This is a genomic window from Pseudomonas sp. SWRI111, from assembly GCF_014268555.1.
Taxonomy (GTDB): domain Bacteria; phylum Pseudomonadota; class Gammaproteobacteria; order Pseudomonadales; family Pseudomonadaceae; genus Aquipseudomonas; species Aquipseudomonas hamedanensis.
Genome location: NZ_JABWQQ010000003.1, coordinates 191498 through 211684, shown reverse-complemented (window position 1 = coordinate 211684; position 20187 = coordinate 191498). Strand labels below are relative to the sequence as shown.

At 59.2% G+C, this 20187-nt stretch carries 16 protein-coding genes; 4 read left to right on the top strand and 12 right to left on the bottom strand.

The window, feature by feature from the left end; translation table 11 throughout:
- Positions 1–93 precede the first annotated feature (93 nt).
- From HU755_RS06495 to HU755_RS06475, 5 genes are all read right to left on the bottom strand, one after another.
- Positions 94–1257 (bottom strand): type III PLP-dependent enzyme, encoded by a 1164-nt coding sequence (locus HU755_RS06495; RefSeq protein ID WP_186618655.1) that lies wholly within the window; start codon positions 1255–1257, stop codon positions 94–96.
- Positions 1258–1913: 656 nt separating this feature from the next.
- Positions 1914–3071, bottom strand: coding sequence for a betaine/proline/choline family ABC transporter ATP-binding protein (locus HU755_RS06490; RefSeq protein ID WP_186618656.1), 1158 nt, complete (start codon positions 3069–3071; stop codon positions 1914–1916).
- A gap of 222 nt (positions 3072–3293) precedes the next feature.
- Positions 3294–3986, bottom strand: coding sequence for an ABC transporter permease (locus tag HU755_RS06485; RefSeq protein WP_186630975.1), 693 nt, complete (start codon positions 3984–3986; stop codon positions 3294–3296).
- Positions 3987–3999: 13 nt separating this feature from the next.
- Positions 4000–4905 (bottom strand): glycine betaine ABC transporter substrate-binding protein, encoded by a 906-nt coding sequence (locus HU755_RS06480; protein ID WP_186630974.1) that lies wholly within the window; start codon positions 4903–4905, stop codon positions 4000–4002.
- Between the two features lie 21 nt (positions 4906–4926).
- Entirely contained in the window at positions 4927–5616 is a 690-nt protein-coding gene (locus HU755_RS06475) for an ABC transporter permease (RefSeq protein ID WP_186547380.1), read from the bottom strand.
- A 358-nt stretch (positions 5617–5974) separates the two neighbouring features.
- On the opposite strand from HU755_RS06475, the gene HU755_RS06470 reads away from it, so the two are divergent.
- The 4 genes from HU755_RS06470 to HU755_RS06455 all read left to right on the top strand — a co-directional run bounded on the left by HU755_RS06470 (position 5975) and on the right by HU755_RS06455 (position 11039).
- The gene (locus tag HU755_RS06470; protein WP_186630973.1) at positions 5975–7558 is read left to right on the top strand and encodes a peptide chain release factor 3; all 1584 of its coding nucleotides are present in this window, start codon (positions 5975–5977) and stop codon (positions 7556–7558) included.
- A gap of 323 nt (positions 7559–7881) precedes the next feature.
- Positions 7882–9006 carry a protein adenylyltransferase Fic gene (gene fic / locus HU755_RS06465; RefSeq protein WP_186630972.1) on the top strand — a complete coding sequence of 375 codons (1125 nt, stop codon included), beginning with the start codon at positions 7882–7884 and terminating at the stop codon, positions 9004–9006.
- Between the two features lie 437 nt (positions 9007–9443).
- The gene (locus tag HU755_RS06460; protein ID WP_186630971.1) at positions 9444–10625 is read left to right on the top strand and encodes an MFS transporter; all 1182 of its coding nucleotides are present in this window, start codon (positions 9444–9446) and stop codon (positions 10623–10625) included.
- Between the two features lie 159 nt (positions 10626–10784).
- The gene (locus tag HU755_RS06455) at positions 10785–11039 is read left to right on the top strand and encodes a hypothetical protein (protein ID WP_186630970.1); all 255 of its coding nucleotides are present in this window, start codon (positions 10785–10787) and stop codon (positions 11037–11039) included.
- A 219-nt stretch (positions 11040–11258) separates the two neighbouring features.
- On the opposite strand, the gene HU755_RS06450 is transcribed toward HU755_RS06455, so the two are convergent.
- From HU755_RS06450 to HU755_RS06420, 7 genes are all read right to left on the bottom strand, one after another.
- Positions 11259–12239 (bottom strand): peptide ABC transporter ATP-binding protein, encoded by a 981-nt coding sequence (locus HU755_RS06450; RefSeq protein WP_186630969.1) that lies wholly within the window; start codon positions 12237–12239, stop codon positions 11259–11261.
- Positions 12239–13207: an ABC transporter ATP-binding protein gene (locus HU755_RS06445; protein WP_186630968.1), complete on the bottom strand. Its 969-nt coding sequence runs from the start codon at positions 13205–13207 to the stop codon at positions 12239–12241. The genes HU755_RS06450 and HU755_RS06445 overlap by 1 nt, the downstream gene beginning before the upstream one ends.
- A 10-nt stretch (positions 13208–13217) precedes the next feature.
- A complete protein-coding gene (locus HU755_RS06440; RefSeq protein WP_186547296.1) occupies positions 13218–14144 on the bottom strand; it encodes an ABC transporter permease subunit in 927 nt (308 codons plus the stop codon).
- 11 nt (positions 14145–14155) lie between these two features.
- The gene (locus tag HU755_RS06435; RefSeq protein ID WP_186547295.1) at positions 14156–15166 is read right to left on the bottom strand and encodes an ABC transporter permease subunit; all 1011 of its coding nucleotides are present in this window, start codon (positions 15164–15166) and stop codon (positions 14156–14158) included.
- A 73-nt stretch (positions 15167–15239) separates the two neighbouring features.
- Complete coding sequence (locus HU755_RS06430) at positions 15240–16835, bottom strand: ABC transporter substrate-binding protein (RefSeq protein WP_186547294.1); 1596 nt, start codon at positions 16833–16835, stop codon at positions 15240–15242.
- Positions 16836–16912: 77 nt separating this feature from the next.
- On the bottom strand, positions 16913–18328 hold the full coding sequence (locus tag HU755_RS06425; protein WP_186630967.1) for an OprD family porin: 1416 nt from the start codon (positions 18326–18328) through the stop codon (positions 16913–16915).
- A gap of 176 nt (positions 18329–18504) precedes the next feature.
- Positions 18505–20103: an ABC transporter substrate-binding protein gene (locus HU755_RS06420; protein WP_186630966.1), complete on the bottom strand. Its 1599-nt coding sequence runs from the start codon at positions 20101–20103 to the stop codon at positions 18505–18507.
- Positions 20104–20187 lie beyond the last annotated feature (84 nt).

Sequence of the window (20187 nt, the reverse complement as noted above, 5' to 3'; positions counted from 1 at the left end):
GGGATCTTCATGTGTCCATCACATACAAAAAAGCCCATGACACGTCATGGGCTTTTGACTTGCAGCCAGCAGCTTGAAGCTCGAAGCTGCTTCTTAAACGTAAAACGACTTCAACGGCGGAAACCCGTTGAACTCGACCGCGCTGTAACTGGTGGTGTACGCACCGGTCGACAGCCAGTACAGACGATCACCGATCGCCAGGTTCAGCGGCAAGCCGTACTTGTAGTTCTCGTACATGATGTCGGCGCTGTCGCAGGTCGGGCCGGCGATCACGACTTCTTCCATCTCGCCTTTTTTCTCGGTCCAGATCGGGAACTTGATCGCTTCGTCCATGGTTTCGATCAGGCCGGAGAACTTGCCCACATCGGTATACACCCAGCGCTCGACGGCGGTGCGCGACTTACGCGCAACCAGCACCACTTCGCTGACCAGAATACCGGCGTTGGCGATCAACGAACGGCCCGGCTCCAGGATGATTTCCGGCAAGTCATCTCCGAAGTCTTCTTTGAGGAAACGGATGATTTCCTCGGCGTAGGTTTCCAGGCTGTTGGTGCGGGTGATGTAGTTGGCCGGGAAGCCACCGCCCATGTTGATCAGCTTCAGGTGGATGCCGTCTTCTTCTTTCAAGCGCTCGAAGATCACTTTGACCTTGGCGATCGCCGCGTCCCAGACGCTGATGTCGCGCTGTTGCGAGCCGACGTGGAACGAGATGCCGTACGGCACCAGGCCCAAGTCACGGGCGAGGATCAGCAGGTCCATGGCCATGTCGGTCTGGCAACCGAACTTGCGCGACAGCGGCCAGTCAGCGGTGGTCGAGCCTTCGGTGAGGATGCGCACGTAGACTTTCGAACCCGGTGCCGCCTTGGCGATGTTACGCAGGTCGGCTTCGGAGTCTGTGGAGAACAGACGCACGCCCTTCTCATAGAAGTAGCGGATGTCCTTGGATTTCTTGATGGTGTTGCCGTAGCTGATACGGTCAGCGCTGACGCCGCGATCCATTACTTTGTCCAGCTCGTAGATCGAGGCGATGTCGAAGCTCGAACCTTTGTCTTTGAGCAGGTCGATGATCTCGACGGCCGGGTTGGCCTTGACCGCGTAGTAGACCTTGGCGAATTCGAAACCGGCGCGCAGGTCATCGTAGGCCTGGGCGATCATCGCGGTGTCGATCACCACGAACGGGGTTTCCTGTTTGTCGGCGAACGCCTTCATTTTGTCAAAAGTGGCGCGCGCGAAATAATCTTCGACGTTGATCGACATGCTGGGAGCTCCTATGGGCAAACTCTAAAAAACAATGGGTGCAAATGAACGCCCTCCGTATCCCCACTTTGGTTCGCCTACTTCCCAAGGCATGTCGCCGAAAGCAAAAAGGCCACGGGAATGAAGCTTCCCTTGGCCTTGCTGTCTCGTCGTCAGTACTTGAGCCGGATGGATCGTTTCCAGCATGGACGTTCGGCGCGAACTTTAGGGCGTGAGGGGCCTGAGATCAACTAAAAATGTCGCGTTTCTGCACGCTTCTGACGTGCGTCACGGATATCACTCTTTGTAGCCGACCGAGATGACGGGAAGATGTTCCCGGAGAATTTGCCGGTGTTAAATATGCCTGCACGTTCAAGGCTGTTGTCAGCCAAGTTGCTGATAAGTGTGATAGCGGCAACATCGGCGATGTTGGCGGCGAGGGAGGGTGGCGCAGGGGATTTTGGAAGGAGCAAGGCGTGAATCTGTACGGCTTTTACGGGGTCGATTGTTGAGATTCTTTGCCACCTTGTGAATATCAAAATTTCACACCGATCCCTGTAGGAGTGAGCCTGCTCGCGATAGCTTTTTCCCAGACAACATATCCGTCGGCCGGGGTTACGCCATCGCGAGCAGGCTCACTCCTACAGGGGATTGCATTTCAATCCGGCAATAATGGGTTAAGCGATCACCGCCTCAGCCGGCGAGACGATATTGGTCTTCATCCCCCGCGAACGCCCCGAGCTCAGGTAAGCCGCGATCGACTCCTGCGTCACCTCGCCAAGGAACACCCGCTCGGCATCCATCACCGGCAGCCAGGAACGGTTGAACTCGTACATGCGCGACAACAGGATGCGCAGGTGCTCGTCGTACGCCGCCGTGGCGTTGAACTCGCGCAGGAATTGCGCGCAGGTGCCGGTCTGGCGGTGCAGGTCGCGACGGCGCACGTAACCCAGTGCCTTGTTCTCGGCGCAGGTGACCACCACATAGCGGCGATCGTGCTCATCCATCAATTCCAGCGCATCGGCAACCGGGGTTTCCGGGCTGACCGACGGCGCGTTGTCCGCGGCGTCTTCGGCCTTCACCAGCAGAAGGCGCTTGAGGGTGCTGTCCTGACCGACGAAGTTGCTGACGAAGTCGTCCGCCGGATGCGCGAGCAGGGTGTCGGGATGATCAATCTGCAGCAGTTTACCAGCGCGGAAGATTGCGATCTTGTCGCCCAGTTTGATGGCTTCGTCGATGTCGTGGCTGACCATGATCACGGTCTTGTTCAGCGCCCGCTGCATCTCGAAAAACTCGTTCTGGATCATCTCGCGGTTGATCGGGTCGACGGCGCCGAACGGCTCGTCCATCAATAGCAGCGGGGCGTCGGCCGCCAGGGCGCGGATCACACCGATACGCTGTTGCTGGCCGCCGGACAACTCGCGTGGATAGCGATGCAGATACTGCTTGGGTTCCAGCTTGATCATGCTCATCAGCTCGCGGGCGCGGTCGTGGCATTTCTGTTTGTCCCAGCCGAGCAGTTTCGGCACGACGACGATGTTCTCTTCGATGGTCATGTTCGGGAACAGACCGATCTGCTGGATCACGTAGCCGATGTTGCGACGCAGGGTCACTTCGTCCAGATCGGTGGTGTCTTCGCCATTGATCAGGATCTTGCCCGAGGTCGGTTTGATCAGGCGGTTGATCATTTTCAGCGTGGTGCTTTTGCCGCAACCCGATGGCCCGAGGAACACGCAGATCTCGCCTTCATTGACGGTCAGGCTTACCGAGTCCACGGCTTTGACATCTTTGCCGTTGCTTTGGAAAGTTTTGCTGAGGTTTTGAAGTTCGATCATTTGAGGAGTCCTGTGTAGGGGGTGTTCGCCGCAAATGGCGGGCGCGTTGGAGCTGTGATGCCGCCGGGCAAGGCGTGGGACGCAGGAAATGTCGTTTCCTTTTCAAGTCCCACAACGCAGCCCGGCGGCATCACAGCTCCAACCCGGAGGGCCGCGCCCCACAAAGCGCAATACGTCGTTACTCGTCGTTCATTTGAAGAAACCAAATCTCTCTCCTCGCGCCTAGTCTTGCGCTTTGTGGGGCGGCGGCGCGCCCGCCATTTGCGGCGAACACCCCCTACTGGTCAACGAGCGTTGCAGCCATTGGAGAAACAGGTCGGCGAAGATCGCCAGAAGACTGACCAGCAGCGCGCCGACGATGAGCATCGACATGTCACTGCGGCTGATGGAGGCGAGGATCAACACGCCGAGGCCGCCGGCACCGATGGTGGCGGCGATGGTCATCACGCCGATGTTCATCACCACGGCGGTGCGCACGCCAGCGAGGATCACCGGCACCGCGATCGGCAGCTCAACCATGCGCAGGCGCTGGCCGAAGGTCATGCCGATGCCGCGCGCGGCTTCGCGGATGCCCGGCTCAACGCCGGTCAGGGCGAGGTAGGTGTTGCGCATGATCGGCAGCAGCGAATAAAGGAACACGGCGGTGATTGCCGGCAGCGGCCCGAGGCCTTGGCCGAACTTGGAGTAAAACGGCAGCAGCAGGCCGAACAGGGCAATCGACGGCACGGTCAGCAGCACTGTGGCGCTGGCTTGCAAAGGACCTGCGAGGCTGGGAAAGCGCGTCATCAAAATGCCCAGCGGCACGCCGATGACAATCGCCAGAGTCACGGCGATGCCGACCAGAGTGATGTGCTGCCAGGTCAGGTGCAGCACCTGCTGCCAGTCGAGATGGGAAAAGGCGTTCAGAAATTCCATGACTTCTCCTCTCTTAATTCAGTGGATGCTGGCGCAGGAAATCGGCGGCAACGGACGATGGGCTTTCATGATCGACATCGACCCGCGCGTTGAGCTGGCGCATGGTTTCGTCGTCGAACAGTTCGGCCAGCGGCTTCAGTTGTTCGGCCAGTTTCGGGTTGGCGTCCAGCGTGGCCTGACGCACCACGGGAGCTGCGGTGTAGTCGGGGAAGTAGTGCTTGTCGTCTTCCAGCAACTTCAGACCGAAGGCATTGAGACGACCGTCGGTGGTGTAGACCAGGCCGGCAAACACCTGGCCGTTACGCAGCGCGGTGTAGACCAGGCCGGCGTCCATCTGGCGGATGTTCTTGCGGGTCAGGTTCATGTCGTAGAGATCAACCATGCCGATCAGACCGTCGGAGCGGTTGGCGAACTCGGTGTCCAGCGCCACCAGGTGATTGGTCTTGGCCTCGGCGCGCAGCACTTGGTTGAGCTGGCTGATGTTGCCGATCTGCGGATATTGCTCAGCGACTTTTTTCGGCAGGGCGAGGGCATAGGTGTTGCTGAATTTCGACGGGGTCAGCCAGATCAGGCCTTTTTTCGCGTCGAGTTCCTTGACCCGGGCGTAGGACTGCGCGCTGTCGAGTTTTTCCGTGACATGGTTGTAGGCCACCAGCGACACGCCGGTGTATTCCCAGAGCAGGTCCAGTTGCCCGCTTTCGTGGGCGCTGCGGGCGAGGTTGCTGCCCAGGCCGCCGGTAATCTGCGCGTCGTAGCCTTTGCTGCGCAGGTACTGTGCGGTGATTTCGGCGAGCAGGGTTTGTTCGGTGAATACCCGGGCGCCGAGGCGAATGAGCGGTTTTTCAGCGGCTTGGGCGATGCCTGCGAACAGCAGGACGCAGCCCGCTATCAATCCCAAAGGCAAGCTAAATCGTTTCATAAATATTCCTTCGCAAGAGCCTTAAGACGGGCGCAAACCGCGTTCCAGCCAGAGACGGCTGGCGAGGGTGACGACGCCATCGAGCAACAACGCCAACAGCGCGGTGCACGCGGCGCCGAGCAGCAGTTGCGGCTGATTGTTCAGGGCGATGCCGGGGAAGATCAGGCTGCCAAGGCTGTTGGCGCCGATCAGGAACGCCAGCGGTGCGGTGCCGACGTTGATTGCCAGTGCGACACGCACGCCGCCGACGATGATCGGCACGGCGTTGGGCAATTCGACTTTCCAAAGTACCTGACGCGGGGTCATGCCGATGCCGACGGCCGCTTCTTTCAGCGATCCTTGGACATTTTTCAGCCCTTCGTAGGTGTTGCGCACAATCGGCAGCAGGGAGGCGAGGAACAGGGCGAAGATCGCCGGGCCACTGCCGATGCCGAGAATGCCCAGCGCGATCGCGAGCACGGCCAGCGGTGGCACGGTGTTGCCGATATTGAAGATCTGCATGAAGCGTTCGGCGCGGCCGACCATGGTCGGGCGGCTGAGGAAGATGCCGGCGGGGAGGCCCACGACAAGGGCGGCCAGCATGGAAGCGAGGACAAGAATCAGATGAGCTTGCAGGTAAAACAACAAATCGTCGCGGTAGTGTTCGATCGTGTTGACGCCGATCCAGTGGACCAGCAGGGCCAGGAGCGCGATCACCACCGCACCTCCCATCAGCCCTTTGCCATAGCGGATAGCCACAGGCGGACTCCTTTTTTTGTAGTCGGCGAGCGCAGTCCCGAGTGGCATGCCAAGCCTTGGCTGCCGGGAAAGTCATTCGCGAAAAGTAGCCGTTTTTCAGCACCGGCCAAGCGGCGTGAAAGCGAGCCATGAGCGCAGCCTCGTCAGGCTAACTTGCTGATTTTTCAGCCCCTGACGAAAGTTCGTAACAGGGGATGGACGTCTCCGTGCTTTAAAAGGTTCCCATCTGCGGCAGCATTTGGCCACCCTTAATGTGCTCAACGGTTCGGTTATTGCAGCGAGTTGGGCTATAATCGCGGCCCTTTTTTGAATCACCGCCAGGCGATTTCCCATGACCCAACAGGCCGCCGAAGTCGCGAAACGCCGCACTTTCGCCATTATTTCCCACCCCGATGCCGGTAAAACCACGATCACCGAAAAGCTCCTGTTGATGGGCAAGGCGATTGCAGTGGCCGGTACGGTGAAATCCCGTAAATCCGATCGCCATGCGACCTCCGACTGGATGGAGATGGAGAAGCAGCGGGGTATTTCCATTACCACGTCGGTCATGCAGTTCCCCTATCGCGAACACATGATCAACCTGCTCGACACCCCGGGCCACGAAGACTTCTCCGAAGACACCTACCGCACCCTGACGGCGGTGGACTCGGCCTTGATGGTGCTCGATGGCGGTAAAGGTGTAGAGCCACGGACCATCGCGCTGATGGACGTCTGCCGTCTGCGTGATACGCCGATCGTCAGCTTCATCAACAAACTCGACCGTGACATCCGCGACCCGATCGAACTGCTCGACGAAATCGAAGCCGTCCTGAAGATCAAGGCCGCGCCGATCACCTGGCCGATTGGTTGCTACCGTGACTTCAAGGGTGTGTACCACCTGGCCGATGACTACATCATCGTCTACACCGCCGGTCACGGTCACGAACGCACCGAAACCAAGATCATCGAGAAGCTCGATTCGGACGAGGCGCGCGCGCACCTGGGCGACGAGTACGAGCGCTTCATCGAACAGCTGGAACTGGTGCAGGGCGCCTGCCACGAGTTCAACCAGCAGGAATTCCTCGACGGTCAGCTGACCCCGGTGTTCTTCGGTACTGCGCTGGGCAACTTTGGTGTCGATCATGTGCTGGATGCCGTGGTGGATTGGGCGCCGCGCCCATTGGCCCGGGTCGCCAACGAGCGCACCGTCGAGCCGGTGGAAGAGAAGTTCTCGGGCTTCATCTTCAAGATCCAGGCGAACATGGACCCGAAACACCGCGACCGCATTGCCTTCATGCGTATCTGCTCGGGCAAGTACGAGAAAGGCATGAAGATGCGCCACGTGCGCACCGGCAAGGACTTGCGCATCGGCGATGCCCTGACGTTCTTCTCGTCCGAACGTGAACAGCTCGAAGAAGCCTTTGCCGGCGACATTATCGGCTTGCACAACCACGGCACCATTCAGATCGGTGACACCTTCAGCGAAGGCGAAGCGCTGAGTTTCACCGGCATCCCGCACTTCGCCCCGGAACTGTTCCGTCGCGTGCGTTTGCGTGATCCGCTGAAGTCCAAGCAACTGCGTCAGGGTCTGCAGCAGTTGGCCGAAGAGGGCGCGACGCAGGTGTTCTTCCCGGAGCGCAGCAACGACATCATTCTCGGCGCCGTCGGTGTGCTGCAGTTCGATGTGGTCGCCAGTCGTTTGAAAGAGGAATACAAGGTTGAATGCTCGTATGAGCCAATCACTGTGTATTCCGCGCGTTGGATCGAGTGCAGCGACAAGAAGAAGCTTGAGGAGTTTTCCAACAAGGCGGTGGAGAACCTGGCGCTGGATGGCGGGGGGCATTTGACCTATCTGGCGCCGACGCGGGTGAATCTGGCGTTGATGGAAGAGCGCTGGCCGGATGTGAAATTCCGTGCGACGCGGGAACATCATTAAGGTTTGAGTTGTTTTTCTGAAAGCCCCTGAGGTGTAGGCCTTGGGGGCTTTTTTATGGGCGGCCGGTTTTGGTCTTGGCCTTTGGGCCGACCATAGCCTTTCCCATAACGTGCGCTGGGTTAGAGAACAATACGTCGCTTGAAATCCATTTTGGAGACACGACATGCGCACATGTCGTCGTCAGCGACATGAGATCAAAACGTGTCGTCAAAATCTCAAAAAAGCGACACGTAGGGCGCACATGTTTACACTGACGCCATAAAGGGGGCGCATACAGGTGTCCTTACCTTAAATGTTTATCCCAAGGATCAGGCCCTTCATCCATGACCATACACGCACTTCCTTGGACGGCGGACAAGCCGTATAACCAACTTCCGACCTTACCACCCAAAGCAGAGCTGGAGACTCGGGCAGTGCTCAAGCGCTGCATCGAGGCCCGCACAGCGCTTGCGGAGTTGAAACAGGCAGCCGAGCTCATTCCGAACCAAACGGTGTTGATCAACACCATCCCATTGCTGGAAGCGAAGGACAGCTCAGAAATCGAAAGCATAGTCACCACCACGGATTTGCTCTTTCAGCACGCCCAGGATGGCGAAAATCACGCTGACCCCGCTACTAAAGAAGCTCTGCGCTATCGCAAGGCTCTCCATCATGGTTACCAGTCTTTGGCCGAACGCCCACTTTCCACTGGTACGGCAGTCGAGATTTGTCGCACTCTCAAAGGTGTGGATATGGACATACGCCGTGTGCCCGGTACTCAGTTAGCCAACGACCGTACAGGCGAGATCATCTACACGCCTCCCGAAGGCGAAGATCACCTGCGTGATCTGCTCGCTAATTGGGAGCGCTTCCTGCACAACGAGACGGATCTGGATCCACTGGTGCGTATGGCCGTTGGGCATTACCAGTTCGAGGCGATTCACCCGTTTACCGATGGCAACGGCCGTACCGGACGAGTGCTCAATACTCTGTACCTCATTCAAGAAGGTTTGCTGAACCTGCCGATCCTCTACCTCAGCCGTTACATCATCGCGCACCGCGCCGACTACTATCGATTGCTGCTCGATGTCACCCGCGAGCAAGCATGGGAACCCTGGCTGCTTTACATGCTCAGCGCTGTGGAGGAAACCGCCCGCTGGACCAGCGCCAAAATCGCCGCCATCCGCAGCCTGTCCGAGCACACCACCCAGTTTGTTCGAGAGCAACTACCAAAAACATATTCCCGCGAGCTGGTGGACGTCATTTTCGAGCAACCCTACTGCCGCATCAGCAACGTCGTTGATAAACAGATTGCCCAGCGTCAAGCCGCCTCCCGCTACCTCAAAGAGCTGGTCGCCATTGGCGTTCTGCAAGAAGTGCAGGTCGGTAAGGAAAAGCTGTTCATCCATCCCAAACTGATGCAATTACTGATTCGCGACAGCAACGACTTCAGGGCCTATGCCCTATAACGTCGTTGCGTCTCCAGGCAGTTGCGTCAGGGCCTGCAGCAGTTGGCGCAAGAGGGCGCGACGCGGGTACACAGCCTTCCGAAGTCGCCCATGGAGCAAGAGCAAGAGCGGTACTCGAGCTTGCGCTCATTGTGTGTAGGAGCTGCCGAAGGCTGCGATCTTTTGATTTTGCTGTTCTGTGGGCGCGAGCCTGCTCGCGAAGACGGGCTCCTGGCCGACGCCTATCTACCTGTTGTACTCAATTCCTGTGGGAGCTGGCTTGCCAGCGAAGGCGGCCTGGCAGCCGACCGTTTTGCAGCTGAGTGCACTCGGTCGATCTGAGTTGCCGGTTGTAGGGCAAATCCTTTTTTCGTGGTTTTGGTGTGCTCTGTGCGACAACCGTTGCTCTGACCGTTAGTGTTTCAGTCCCCTGCAAGTCGTTTGAAGAGGTCAATGGAGTGACAAGTCGACTAAACCACCTGCTACGCCTCAAAGGCTATTTCACCCCCATGGCCTGGGTCCTCGCGGCCTTGTTGTTCATCAATCGTCTCAGCGCCATGGTCAAGCTGTTCATGGCGTTGTACCTGCGTCAGGAGTTGGGGCTGGCGATTGAAACCGTCGGCTGGTTGCTCTCGGCCTACGGCGCAGGGTTGCTGGTCGGTTCGATGCTTGGCGGCTGGCTCAGTGATCATGTGCGCACGGCGCGGCTGACGGCGGGGTTGTTTTTCGTTTCGGTGTGGGTGCTGATGCTGTTGGGGCTGGTCACGAAAGTGCCGTGGCTCGGCGGTCTGTTGTTGCTCAGTGGTGTTATCGACGGGGCGATTCGTACGCTGCATCAACGCTTGATCATGGAGTATTGCGAGGTCGCGCAGCGTTCCCGCGCGCAAGCGCTGAGCCGGGTCGCGCGCAACCTGGGCATGGCGGCTGCCGGGGTGGCGGGTGGGGTGTTGGCGCAGGCGGATTTTCGCTGGGTGTTTTTCGCCAGTGCGGCGATGACGATGCTGGCGTTGCTGTGGTTTGTGCGTACGACTTGGCGGCGGCCAGTGCTGGTGCTTGAAGAAAAATCCGTCGATGGCTCAAGCGTGCCGTATCGCGACAAGCCGTTCCTGTGGTTGCTGGCGGCGACGGCCGTATTGGGCATCGCTTTTGACACGGTCTACAGCACGCTGGGCAATTATCTGCGTGATTACTACCACTTGAGCACCGAAGCGATCGGCTGGCAGTTCGGGCTCAATGCGCTGCTGGTGATCGCGTTGCAGATCCCGCTGTCGCATTCAGTCGAGCGCTGGGGCTCGCGTTGGCAGATGCTCGTCGGCAGTGTGCTGTTGGCCTGTGGGCTGGGCATGTTGCCGTTCGGTTCCGGGTTGGCTTTCGTCTGTTTGTCGACGCTGATCTGGACGCTGGGCGAAGCGTTGTTCATGCCGCCATTGAACGTGCTGGCGATGCAGTTTGCCCAGAGCGGCAAGAGTGGTCAGTACTTCGGGTTGTTCTTCATGAGTTGGAGCGCCAGCGCGCTGTTGTCGCCGGTGCTCAGCGGTCAGCTCTATGGTCAGTTTGGCGGGCACAGTGTCTGGCTGATGAGTGCGCTGTTGGTGCTGATCTCCATCCCGCTGACCTGGCAGGCCACGCGTGGCACTTAGCTGTTTCGGTTATTGGCGTTATTCGAAAGCAGTCTGTCCATCGATGGCATTTCTGCCTGCTCGTTCGCGTCCTAAGTGGTGAGCCGGGCGGATCGCAACTAGATTTCATGCGAAGCCAGTCCGGCAAGCACGTCATAGCGCAACAGGATGGAGTGGGCCATGAAAAGCAGAATGCTACGGGTTTTGATGTTGTTGAAAGTGATGGTGATGCTGTCCCTCGGCACCGCAACGGCCTGGGCCGAGTGCGAGGACCACGATTCGCAGGCGTTTAATGGGCAAGTCGGGCACAGCGGTGTGATGCTCGCCAAGTCCGAATCGGAGCCAGGGGATCAGGGGCAGGGTGGCAGTGCCGATGATGACGACACGATGACCGATGATCCGGACTCGGATGAAGAAGGCGATAGCCAGACGTAGATAACCGGCGAAAGAAAACCCCTTCTGCCTCGATTGATGCGCAATCAAGGTGGAAGGGGTTCTGGTTGAAGCCTGAATCCCTGAATCAACTCAAATCCCCTGTAGGAGTGAGCCTGCTCGCGATGGCGGTGTGTCAGTCGTTGAAAATGTTGACTGAATGACCGCTATCGCGAGCAGGCTCACTCCTACAGTGGGTTTTGCGTACGCCTGAGGATTTGCTTACGCCGCGCCATCCAGGAACTGCTCGGCGTAGTGGCAAGCCACTTGCCGATTATCCAGCTCACGCAGCAGCGGCTCTTCCGTGCTGCAACGCTCGGTCGCGTACGGGCAGCGCTTGTGAAAAGCGCAGCCCGGTGGCGGGTTCAGCGGGTTGGGCAGTTCGCCGACGATCTTGATTTTCGGCTTGTTCGGGTCCGGGTGAATGGTCGGGGTCGCCGACAGCAGCGCCTGGGTGTAAGGATGCAGCGGGCGCTCGTAGATGGCGTTTTTCGGGCCGAGTTCTACCGGGCGACCGAGGTACATCACCATCACGTCATCGGCGACGTGCTGCACCACCGCGAGGTTGTGCGAGATGAACACGTACGCAGTGTTGAATTCCTGCTGCAGGTCCATGAACAGGTTCAGCACCTGGGCCTGAATCGACACGTCCAGCGCCGAGGTCGGTTCGTCCGCCACCAGCACTTTCGGTTGCAGCATCATCGCGCGGGCCAGGGCGATACGCTGACGCTGACCGCCGGAGAACATGTGCGGATAACGCTGGTAGTGCTCGGGACGCAAGCCGACCTGCTTCATCATCGCTTGGACTTTCTCGCGACGTTCAGTGGCCGACACCTTGGTGTTGATCAACAGCGGCTCGGCCAGTTGATCACCGACTTTCTGCCGAGGGTTCAACGAGGCGTACGGACTCTGAAACACCATCTGCACGTCTTTGCGCAGTTGCTTGCGTTGGGCCTTGTCGGCACCGGCGACTTCCTGGCCGGCGATTTGCAGCGAACCGGACGACGGCTCTTCGATCAGTGTCAGCGCACGGGCGAGGGTGGATTTGCCGCAGCCCGACTCACCTACAACGGCGAGGGTCTTGCCGGCCTCCAGTTCGAACGACACGCCGTTAAGTGCACGCACGGTCGCGTGGCCCTTGAACAGGCCACGGGAGACTTCGTAGTGACGGGTCAGGTCGCGGGCGGTAAGTACGACGGCCATTACGCCACCTCCTGGTTCAGCGGATAGAAGCAGCGCGCGAGGCTGTTGCTTTTCGGATCGAGGCCTGGACGCTGGGTACGGCAATTGTCTTGCACGTACGGGCAGCGCGGCGACAACAGGCAGCCCTGCGGACGGTCGTAGCGGCCCGGGACGATGCCCGGCAAGGTCGCCAGGCGTGAGGCGCCGAGGCTGTGCTCGGGAATCGCCTTGAGCAGCGCTTCGCTGTACGGGTGCGCCGGGATGTCGAACAGTTGCGGCACCTGGCCGACTTCAACCGCCTGGCCCGCGTACATGACGCAGACGCGCTGGGCGGTTTCCGCGACGACGGCGAGGTCGTGAGTGATCAGCACCAGACCCATGTTCTGCTCTTTCTGCAACGCCAGCAGCAGGTCCATGATCTGCGCCTGAATCGTCACGTCGAGTGCGGTGGTCGGTTCGTCGGCGATCAGCAGTTTCGGCTCGCCGGCAATTGCCATGGCGATCGCAACGCGTTGGCTCATGCCACCGGAAAGTTGATGCGGGTAGGCGTCCATACGGCTGGCAGCGCCCGGGATTTCAACTTTTTCCAGCAGTTCGATCGCACGCTTGCGCGCTTGCTTGCCGGACATTTTCAGGTGCAGACGCAGCACTTCCTCGATCTGGAAGCCGACGGTGTAGCTCGGGTTCAGCGCGGTCATCGGGTCCTGGAAAACCATCGACAGGTCTTTGCCGACGATTTGCCGACGCTGACGGTTGCTCAGTTTGAGCATGTCCTTGCCGTCGAAGCTGAGCGAGTCGGCGGTAACGATGCCGGGATGCTCGATCAGGCCCATCAGCGCCATCATGGTCACGGATTTACCCGAACCCGACTCGCCAACGATGGCCAGCACTTCGCCCTTGTCGACTTTGAGGTCGAGACCGTCGACAACCGGCGTGGCGGTCTTGTCGCCGAAGCGAACGTTGAGATTCTTGATTTCCAACAGTGACATGTGAATCTCCTCAGGCGGCGTTCTTGAGTTTCGGGTCTAGCGCATCGCGCAGGCCGTCGCCCATCAAGTTGATTGCCAGCACGCTGAGCAAAATGGTCAAACCAGGCAGACTTACCACCCACCAGGCGCGTTCGATGTAGTCGCGGGCAGAGGCCAGCATGGTGCCCCACTCCGGGGTTGGCGGTTGTACGCCGAGGCCGAGGAAGCCCAGAGCAGCGGCGTCGAGAATCGCCGAAGAGAAGCTCAGGGTCGCCTGCACGATCAGCGGCGCCATGCAGTTGGGCAGCACGGTGATGAACATCAAACGTGGCAGACCGGCACCGGCCAGACGCGCGGCGGTGACGTAGTCACGGTTCAGTTCGCCCATCACGGCGGCACGGGTCAGACGCACATAGGACGGCAGCGAAACCACGGCAATCGCGATCACGGTGTTGATCAGGCCAGGGCCGAGGATGGCGACGATCGCCACCGCCAGCAGCAGCGACGGCAGGGCCAGCATGATGTCCATCAGACGCATGATGGTCGGGCCGATCATCTTCGGGAAGAAACCGGCGAACAGACCCAGCAGGATCCCCGGGATCAGCGACATCACCACCGACGACAAGCCGATCAGCAGCGACAGGCGCGAACCCTGGATCAGACGCGACAGCAGATCGCGGCCCAGTTCATCGGTGCCGAGCAGGAACTGCATCTGCCCGCCTTCGAGCCACGCCGGCGGCGTCAGCAGGAAGTCACGGTATTGCTCGCTCGGGTTATGCGGCGCGACCCACGGCGCGAAAATCGCGCAGAAGACGATCAGCAGCATAAACAGCAGGCCGGCCACTGCGCCCTTGTTCTTGGAGAACGCTTGCCAGAATTCTTTGTACGGCGACGGGTACAGCAGGCTTTGATCCACGGCGGACGTGGCGGTGGCTACTGAGGAAGTTGGAGTGCTCATGGGTATTGACCTCAGCGCTGATGACGGATGCGTGGGTTGGCAAAGCCGTAGAGGATGTCCACCACGAAGTTGACCAGAATCACCAGGCAGGCGATTAACAGGATGCCGTTTTGCACCACCGGATAGTCCCGGGCGCCGATGGCTTCGATCAGCCATTTGCCGATGCCCGGCCAGGAGAAGATGGTTTCGGTCAGGACCGCACCGGCCAGCAATGTGCCGACTTGCAGGCCGACCACGGTCAGCACCGGAATCAGCGCGTTACGCAGACCGTGCACGAAGACCACGCGCGATGGCGACAGGCCTTTGGCCTTGGCGGTGCGGATGTAGTCCTCACGCAGCACTTCGAGCATCGATGAACGGGTCATCCGCGCGATCACCGCCAGCGGAATGGTGCCGAGCACGATAGCAGGCAGAATCAAGTGATGCAGCGCATCGAAGAACGCGCCGGTGTCATCGGCCAGCAGCGTGTCGATCAGCATGAAACCAGTACGCGGCTCGATGTCGTAGAGCAGGTCGATCCGGCCGGAAACCGGGGTCCAGCCCAGGCTTACCGAGAAAAACATGATGAGGATCAGGCCCCACCAGAAGATCGGCATCGAATAGCCCGCCAGGGAGATGCCCATCACCCCGTGGTCGAACAGCGAGCCTCGCTTGAGTGCCGCGATCACCCCGGCCAGAAGGCCCAGAATGCCGGCGAACAGCAGGGCGGCCATGGACAGTTCCAGGGTCGCCGGGAAGAGGGAGGTGAACTCGGTCCACACGCTTTCACGGGTGCGCAGGGATTCGCCGAGGTCGCCCTGAGCCAGTTTGCCGATGTAATCCAGATACTGGGCATACAACGGCTTGTTCAGTCCCAGGCGTTCCATTGCCTGAGCGTGCATTTCGGGGTCGACCCGACGTTCGCCCATCATCACTTCCACGGGGTCGCCAGGAATCATGCGAATCAACGCGAAAGTCAGCAAGGTGATGCCGAAGAACGTGGGGATCAACAACCCCAGTCGGCGGGCAATAAAACTAAACATCTTGTGTGGTACCTCATCAGCCGGTTAGGCGTACGCGGTGGCCCTGGGGTCAGGGCCACCACGCGTTTCTTATCTACTTCACCTGGGTGGTGGCGAAGTTATTGGTGGTGAGAGGGCTGATGTAATAACCCTCTACGTTATTGCGCATTGCGGTAAACATCCGAGTATGGGCCATGCTGATCCATGGCTGATCCTGATTAAACAGCACCTGGGCCTGTTCGTAGAGTGCGGCGCGTTCGGCCGGATCTACTTTAGCCCGTGCTTCATCCAGCAGTGCCTGGAATTTCTCGTTGCACCAGCGTGCGTAGTTTTCGCCGTTCTTGGCGGCCTCGCAACTGAGCATAGGCGTCAGGAAGTTGTCCGGGTCACCATTGTCGCCGGCCCATCCGGCCGAGACCATATCGTGCTCGCCGGCCTTGGCGCGTTTAAGCATCTCGCCCCATTCCATCACGCGGATGTCGATCTTGATCCCGACTTTCGCCAGGTCAGCCTGCATCATCTGCGCGCCGAGCATCGGGTTGGGGTTGGTCGGGCCGCCGCCGTTACGGGTAAACAGGGTGAACGTGGTGCCTTCCGGAACCCCGGCTTCCTTGAGCAAGGCGCGTGCCTTGTCGAGGTCGCGTGGCGGGTTTTTCAGGTCGTGGTTGTAGCCCAGCAAGGTCGGCGGGTAGGGGTTGACCGCCACCGAAGCGTTGCCCTTGCCGAACAACGCGTTGACGTAGGCTTCCTTGTCGAACGCGATGTCGATGGCCTTACGCACGCGCACGTCGCTCATGTACTTGTGCTGAGTGTTCATGGCGATGTACGACACGGTCATCGCGTCCAGCTCGTCGACTTTCAACTTGCTGTCTTTCTTGATGCTCGGAATGTCATCGGGCTTGGGATACAGCGCGATCTGGCACTCGTTGGCCTTGAGTTTCTGCAGGCGCACGTTGTTGTCGGTGGCGATGGCCAGAATCAGCGCATCGGCCGGTGGCTTGCCACGGAAGTAGTCCGGGTTGGCCTTGAAACGCACTTGCGCATCCTTGGCGTAGCGCTGGAAGACAAACGGGCCGGTGCCGATCGGTTTGTTGTTGAGGTCGCCGGTCTTGTTGGCCTTGAGCAACTGGTCGGCGTACTCGGCCGGATAGATCGCGGTGAACGGCATGGCGACGTCGGCCAGGAATGGCGCTTCACGACGGGTCAGGGTGAATTTGACGGTGTAGTCGTCAACCTTTTCCACGTTTTTCAGCAGTTCCTTGAAGCCCATGCTTTCAAAGTACGGGAAGCCCACGCTCGACAGTTTGTGCCACGGGTGATTGGGGTCCAGTTGACGCTGGAAGCTCCAGAGCACGTCGTCGGCGTTCATCTCGCGGGTCGGCTTGAAATAATCGGTGGTGTGAAACTTGACGCCTTTGCGCAGGTGGAACGTGTACGTCAGACCGTCATCGCTGATTTCCCAGGACTCGGCCAGCGCAGGCACCACGTCGGTGGTGCCTGGCTTGAAGTCGACCAGACGGTTGAACACGGTCTCGGCCGCCGCGTCGGCGGTGACTGCAGTTGTGTACTGGACCACATCGAAGCCTTCCGGACTGGCTTCGGTGCAGACCACCAAGGGTTTGGCCGAGACGCCCATGGCGGCGCTCAGCAACGCAGCCGCGATGGCCGCACGTAGGGGAAGCATTTTCATCGATAACCCTCTGCAATCGGTTGAAGACAAAAAACCGAACGGCCGACTCATCATGAGTCAGCCGCCGGTTGGCGTTTTTACAGAATGTTGAACGGGATGGTGGTCACGAGACGGAACTCGTTGATGCTGCCGTCAGCCTGGTTTTCGCTGGCACGGTGAGCGGTGTAGGTGCCGCGAATGGTCGTGGCCTTGAGCGGGCCGCTCTGTACCGCGTAGGTTGCACCGACGCCGTATTCATAGTGGTGCTCGCCGTCCATTGCCTGCACGCCGTCGTAGCCGCCACCCTTGTAGTGAGTGCCGTCGATGCCCCAGCCGCGCGCCTGGTAGATGTTGAATTTCAGGCCTGGCACGCCGTACTCGGCCATGTTGAGGCCGTAGGACACCTGGAAGGATTTCTCGTTCGGGCCGTTGAAGTCCGAGAGCAGGGAGTTGGCCAGGTAGATACCGTTGGTTTCGTGCAGGTAGTCGAAGTACTCGTTACCGTTCACTTCCTGGTAGGAGAAGGTCACGGTGTGCGCCTGATGCGTCAGGCCGAACGACAGCGAGTAAGTGTCGTTGTCGATGTCGCCCAGCAGCTTTTTGCCTTCGTCGACGGTTTTGTAGTAGTTCAGGCCGGTGGTCAGGCTCAGCACCGAGCTGTCGCCCAGCACATGGGTGGCGCCGAAGTAGTATTGGTTCCACAGGTCTTCGGCCTGGGTGCCCCACAGGCTGGTCGTCAGGCTGGCGAACGGCTGGTAGGAAATACCGGCAGTGTTGACGTGATCGGCTTCGGCATTGATGTCGCCGTATTCGGAGCGGAACTTGCTCAGGCTTTCTTCGGTACGTGGCGAAACGCGGTCGAAGGTGGCGACGTCGAACGCCAGGTTGTTCAGCTCTTCGCTGTGGATCGCAATACCTTCGAAGCTCGATGGCAGCGGACGGTTACCGATCACATCGACCTGCGGGCTGCTGAAGTTCATGCGGCCGGCGGTCAGTGTGGTGTTGGAAATGCGCGCCTTGACGTTGGCCAGGCCCAGTTTGCTCCACTGGCCTACTGCGTCACCGCCTTCACGGGTCAGGGTCCGGTTGTTGCCTGCGCCTGGACGAGTGCCCGGAGCGCCGCCGTTGTTGGCGGCGAGGTTTTCGCGGTCACGCTCCAGCGCGATCGCGTTGTAAGCCGCCACTTCAGTGCTGAAACCAACAGTACCTTCGGTGAAGCCCGAGTTGTACTTGACGATCGTGCCTTGAACCCAGTTGATGCGGCGATCGGTTTCGGTGGACTGGCCGTTCTTGCGGTAAGCGAACTTGCCGCCGCGCTTGAGTTGTTCGTTGGCGTACCAGTTACGGGTCGAACCGCTGATCGATTGCCCTTCGAGGAAACCGGTGGCTTCGGCCTGGGCGCTCTTCTCGTTGACGGTCACTGGAGTGAACGCCTGGCTTTGGGTTTCCGCATAAGCCGTGGCGGTAATGCTGCTGATGGCCAGGGCCAGTATCGCGGTGCTGCTCAGTTTCATGGGTGAAGCTCCTTTACTTTCTTTTTATCCCGGCTTTTTTTGGTATGCCGGTTATTGGTTTAGAACTCGTTCACACATCGCAAACGTTTGCAAAAAGCCGGATTGGCGAATTTCGGCAAAGCGCTTGCGTGGGGGGAGTAGACGGCTCCCCCCAGCGTTGCGGCTAATCGGTTGGTTTAATCGATACTGACACCCGAGAACACGTTGCGGCCGAACGGGCTGACTTTGAACCCTTCGACTTTGGCGCTTAACGGCTGGTTGACCGTCGAGTGAGCGACAGGCGTGATCGGCACTTGCTGTTTAAGCAATTGCTGGGCCTGTTTATAAAGCACGGTGCGCTGGTCGCGATCGGTGACGACCTTGGCTTCTTTGATCAGCTTGTCGTAAGCCGGATCGCACCACATGGAGTAGTTGTTGCCGCCAATGGCATCGCAGCTGTACAGCGTGCCCAGCCAGTTGTCCGGATCCCCATTGTCGCCGGTCCAGCCGATCAGGCTGATGTCGTGCTCGCCGTTCTTGGTGCGCTTGATGTACTCGCCCCATTCGTAGCTGACAATCTTCACTTTCAGACCGATTTTGGCCCAGTCGGACTGGAGCATTTCGGCCATCAGTTTGGCGTTCGGGTTGTACGGACGCTGCACCGGCATCGCCCACAGGGTGATTTCGGTGCCTTCTTTCACACCGGCAGCCTTGAGCAGCTCCTTGGCTTTTTCCGGGTTGTAGGCGGCGTCCTTGATCGTGTCGTCGTAGGACCACTGGGTCGGCGGCATGGCGTTGACGGCCAGTTGGCCGGCGCCTTGATATACAGCGTTGAGGATCCCCTGTTTATTCACCGCCATGTCCAGCGCCTGACGCACTTCCAATTGATCGAAAGGCTTGTGGCGCACGTTGTAGGCGATGTAGCCGAGGTTGAAGCCCGGCTTGGAAATCAGTTGCAGCTTCGGATCGGCCTTTAGCGCTTCTACATCGGCAGGGCGCGGGTGCAGGGTGATCTGGCACTCGTTGGCCTTGAGCTTCTGCACGCGCACCGAGGCATCGGTGTTGATTGCGAAAATCAGGTTCTTCAGCTTGACCCGGCTCGGGTCCCAGTACTCGCTGTTGCCGGTGTAACGGATGTTCGAGTCTTTCTGGTAGCTCTTGAAGACGAATGGCCCGGTGCCAATCGGCTTCTGGTTGATGTCGCTCGGCTTGCCTTCGGTCAGCAGTTTGTCGGCGTATTCGGCGGACAGAATCGAGGCGAAGCTCATGGCGATGTTCTGGATAAACGCGGCGTCAACACTGTTGAGTGTGAACTCCACGGTCAGCGGCCCGGTTTTCTCGACCTTGGCGATGTTCTTGTTCAGACTCATCCCGTTGAAGTACGGAAATTCGGTGGGATAGGCCTTACGGAACGGGTGCTGCGCGTCGAGCATGCGATTAAACGTAAACAGTACGTCGTCGGCGTTGAAATCGCGGCTCGGCTTGAAGTAAGGGGTTGTATGAAATTTCACGCCTTCACGCAGGTGAAAGGTGTATTTCAGGCCATCTTCGGAAATATCCCATTGGGTCGCCAGGCCGGGTACGACATTGGTCGCGCCTTTTTCGAACTCGACCAGGCGGTTGTACAGCGGTTCGGCGGCGTCGTTGTCGGTGGCCGTCGTGTATTGCGCGGTATCGAAACCCGCCGGGCTGCCTTCGGAACAGAACACCAGACTGTTGCTGGCGGCGTAACTGGCGGACGTGGCGGCCAACAGGCCGGCGCCCAGCAATGCGGAAAAAACCAAGGTATGGCGCATGACGCTCCCTCTTTTTTTAGTGTTGTGCAATGCGCCGCGGTCTCCATCCAGAGACGTTGTGGTCGCATCGAGCTCAATCCAATA

Excerpts from the sequence above, each read along its gene's own strand:
- HU755_RS06495 (WP_186618655.1), bottom strand. The coding sequence starts at position 1,257 with ATGTCGATCAACGTCGAAGATTATTTCGCGCGCGCCACTTTTGACAAA.
- HU755_RS06490 (WP_186618656.1), bottom strand. The coding sequence starts at position 3,071 with ATGATCGAACTTCAAAACCTCAGCAAAACTTTCCAAAGCAACGGCAAA.
- HU755_RS06485 (WP_186630975.1), bottom strand. The coding sequence starts at position 3,986 with ATGGAATTTCTGAACGCCTTTTCCCATCTCGACTGGCAGCAGGTGCTG.
- HU755_RS06480 (WP_186630974.1), bottom strand. The coding sequence starts at position 4,905 with ATGAAACGATTTAGCTTGCCTTTGGGATTGATAGCGGGCTGCGTCCTG.
- HU755_RS06475 (WP_186547380.1), bottom strand. The coding sequence starts at position 5,616 with ATGGGAGGTGCGGTGGTGATCGCGCTCCTGGCCCTGCTGGTCCACTGG.
- HU755_RS06470 (WP_186630973.1), top strand. The coding sequence starts at position 5,975 with ATGACCCAACAGGCCGCCGAAGTCGCGAAACGCCGCACTTTCGCCATT.
- fic (WP_186630972.1), top strand. The coding sequence starts at position 7,882 with ATGACCATACACGCACTTCCTTGGACGGCGGACAAGCCGTATAACCAA.
- HU755_RS06455 (WP_186630970.1), top strand. The coding sequence starts at position 10,785 with ATGAAAAGCAGAATGCTACGGGTTTTGATGTTGTTGAAAGTGATGGTG.
- HU755_RS06450 (WP_186630969.1), bottom strand. The coding sequence starts at position 12,239 with ATGGCCGTCGTACTTACCGCCCGCGACCTGACCCGTCACTACGAAGTC.
- HU755_RS06445 (WP_186630968.1), bottom strand. The coding sequence starts at position 13,207 with ATGTCACTGTTGGAAATCAAGAATCTCAACGTTCGCTTCGGCGACAAG.
- HU755_RS06440 (WP_186547296.1), bottom strand. The coding sequence starts at position 14,144 with ATGAGCACTCCAACTTCCTCAGTAGCCACCGCCACGTCCGCCGTGGAT.
- HU755_RS06435 (WP_186547295.1), bottom strand. The coding sequence starts at position 15,166 with ATGTTTAGTTTTATTGCCCGCCGACTGGGGTTGTTGATCCCCACGTTC.
- HU755_RS06430 (WP_186547294.1), bottom strand. The coding sequence starts at position 16,835 with ATGAAAATGCTTCCCCTACGTGCGGCCATCGCGGCTGCGTTGCTGAGC.
- HU755_RS06425 (WP_186630967.1), bottom strand. The coding sequence starts at position 18,328 with ATGAAACTGAGCAGCACCGCGATACTGGCCCTGGCCATCAGCAGCATT.
- HU755_RS06420 (WP_186630966.1), bottom strand. The coding sequence starts at position 20,103 with ATGCGCCATACCTTGGTTTTTTCCGCATTGCTGGGCGCCGGCCTGTTG.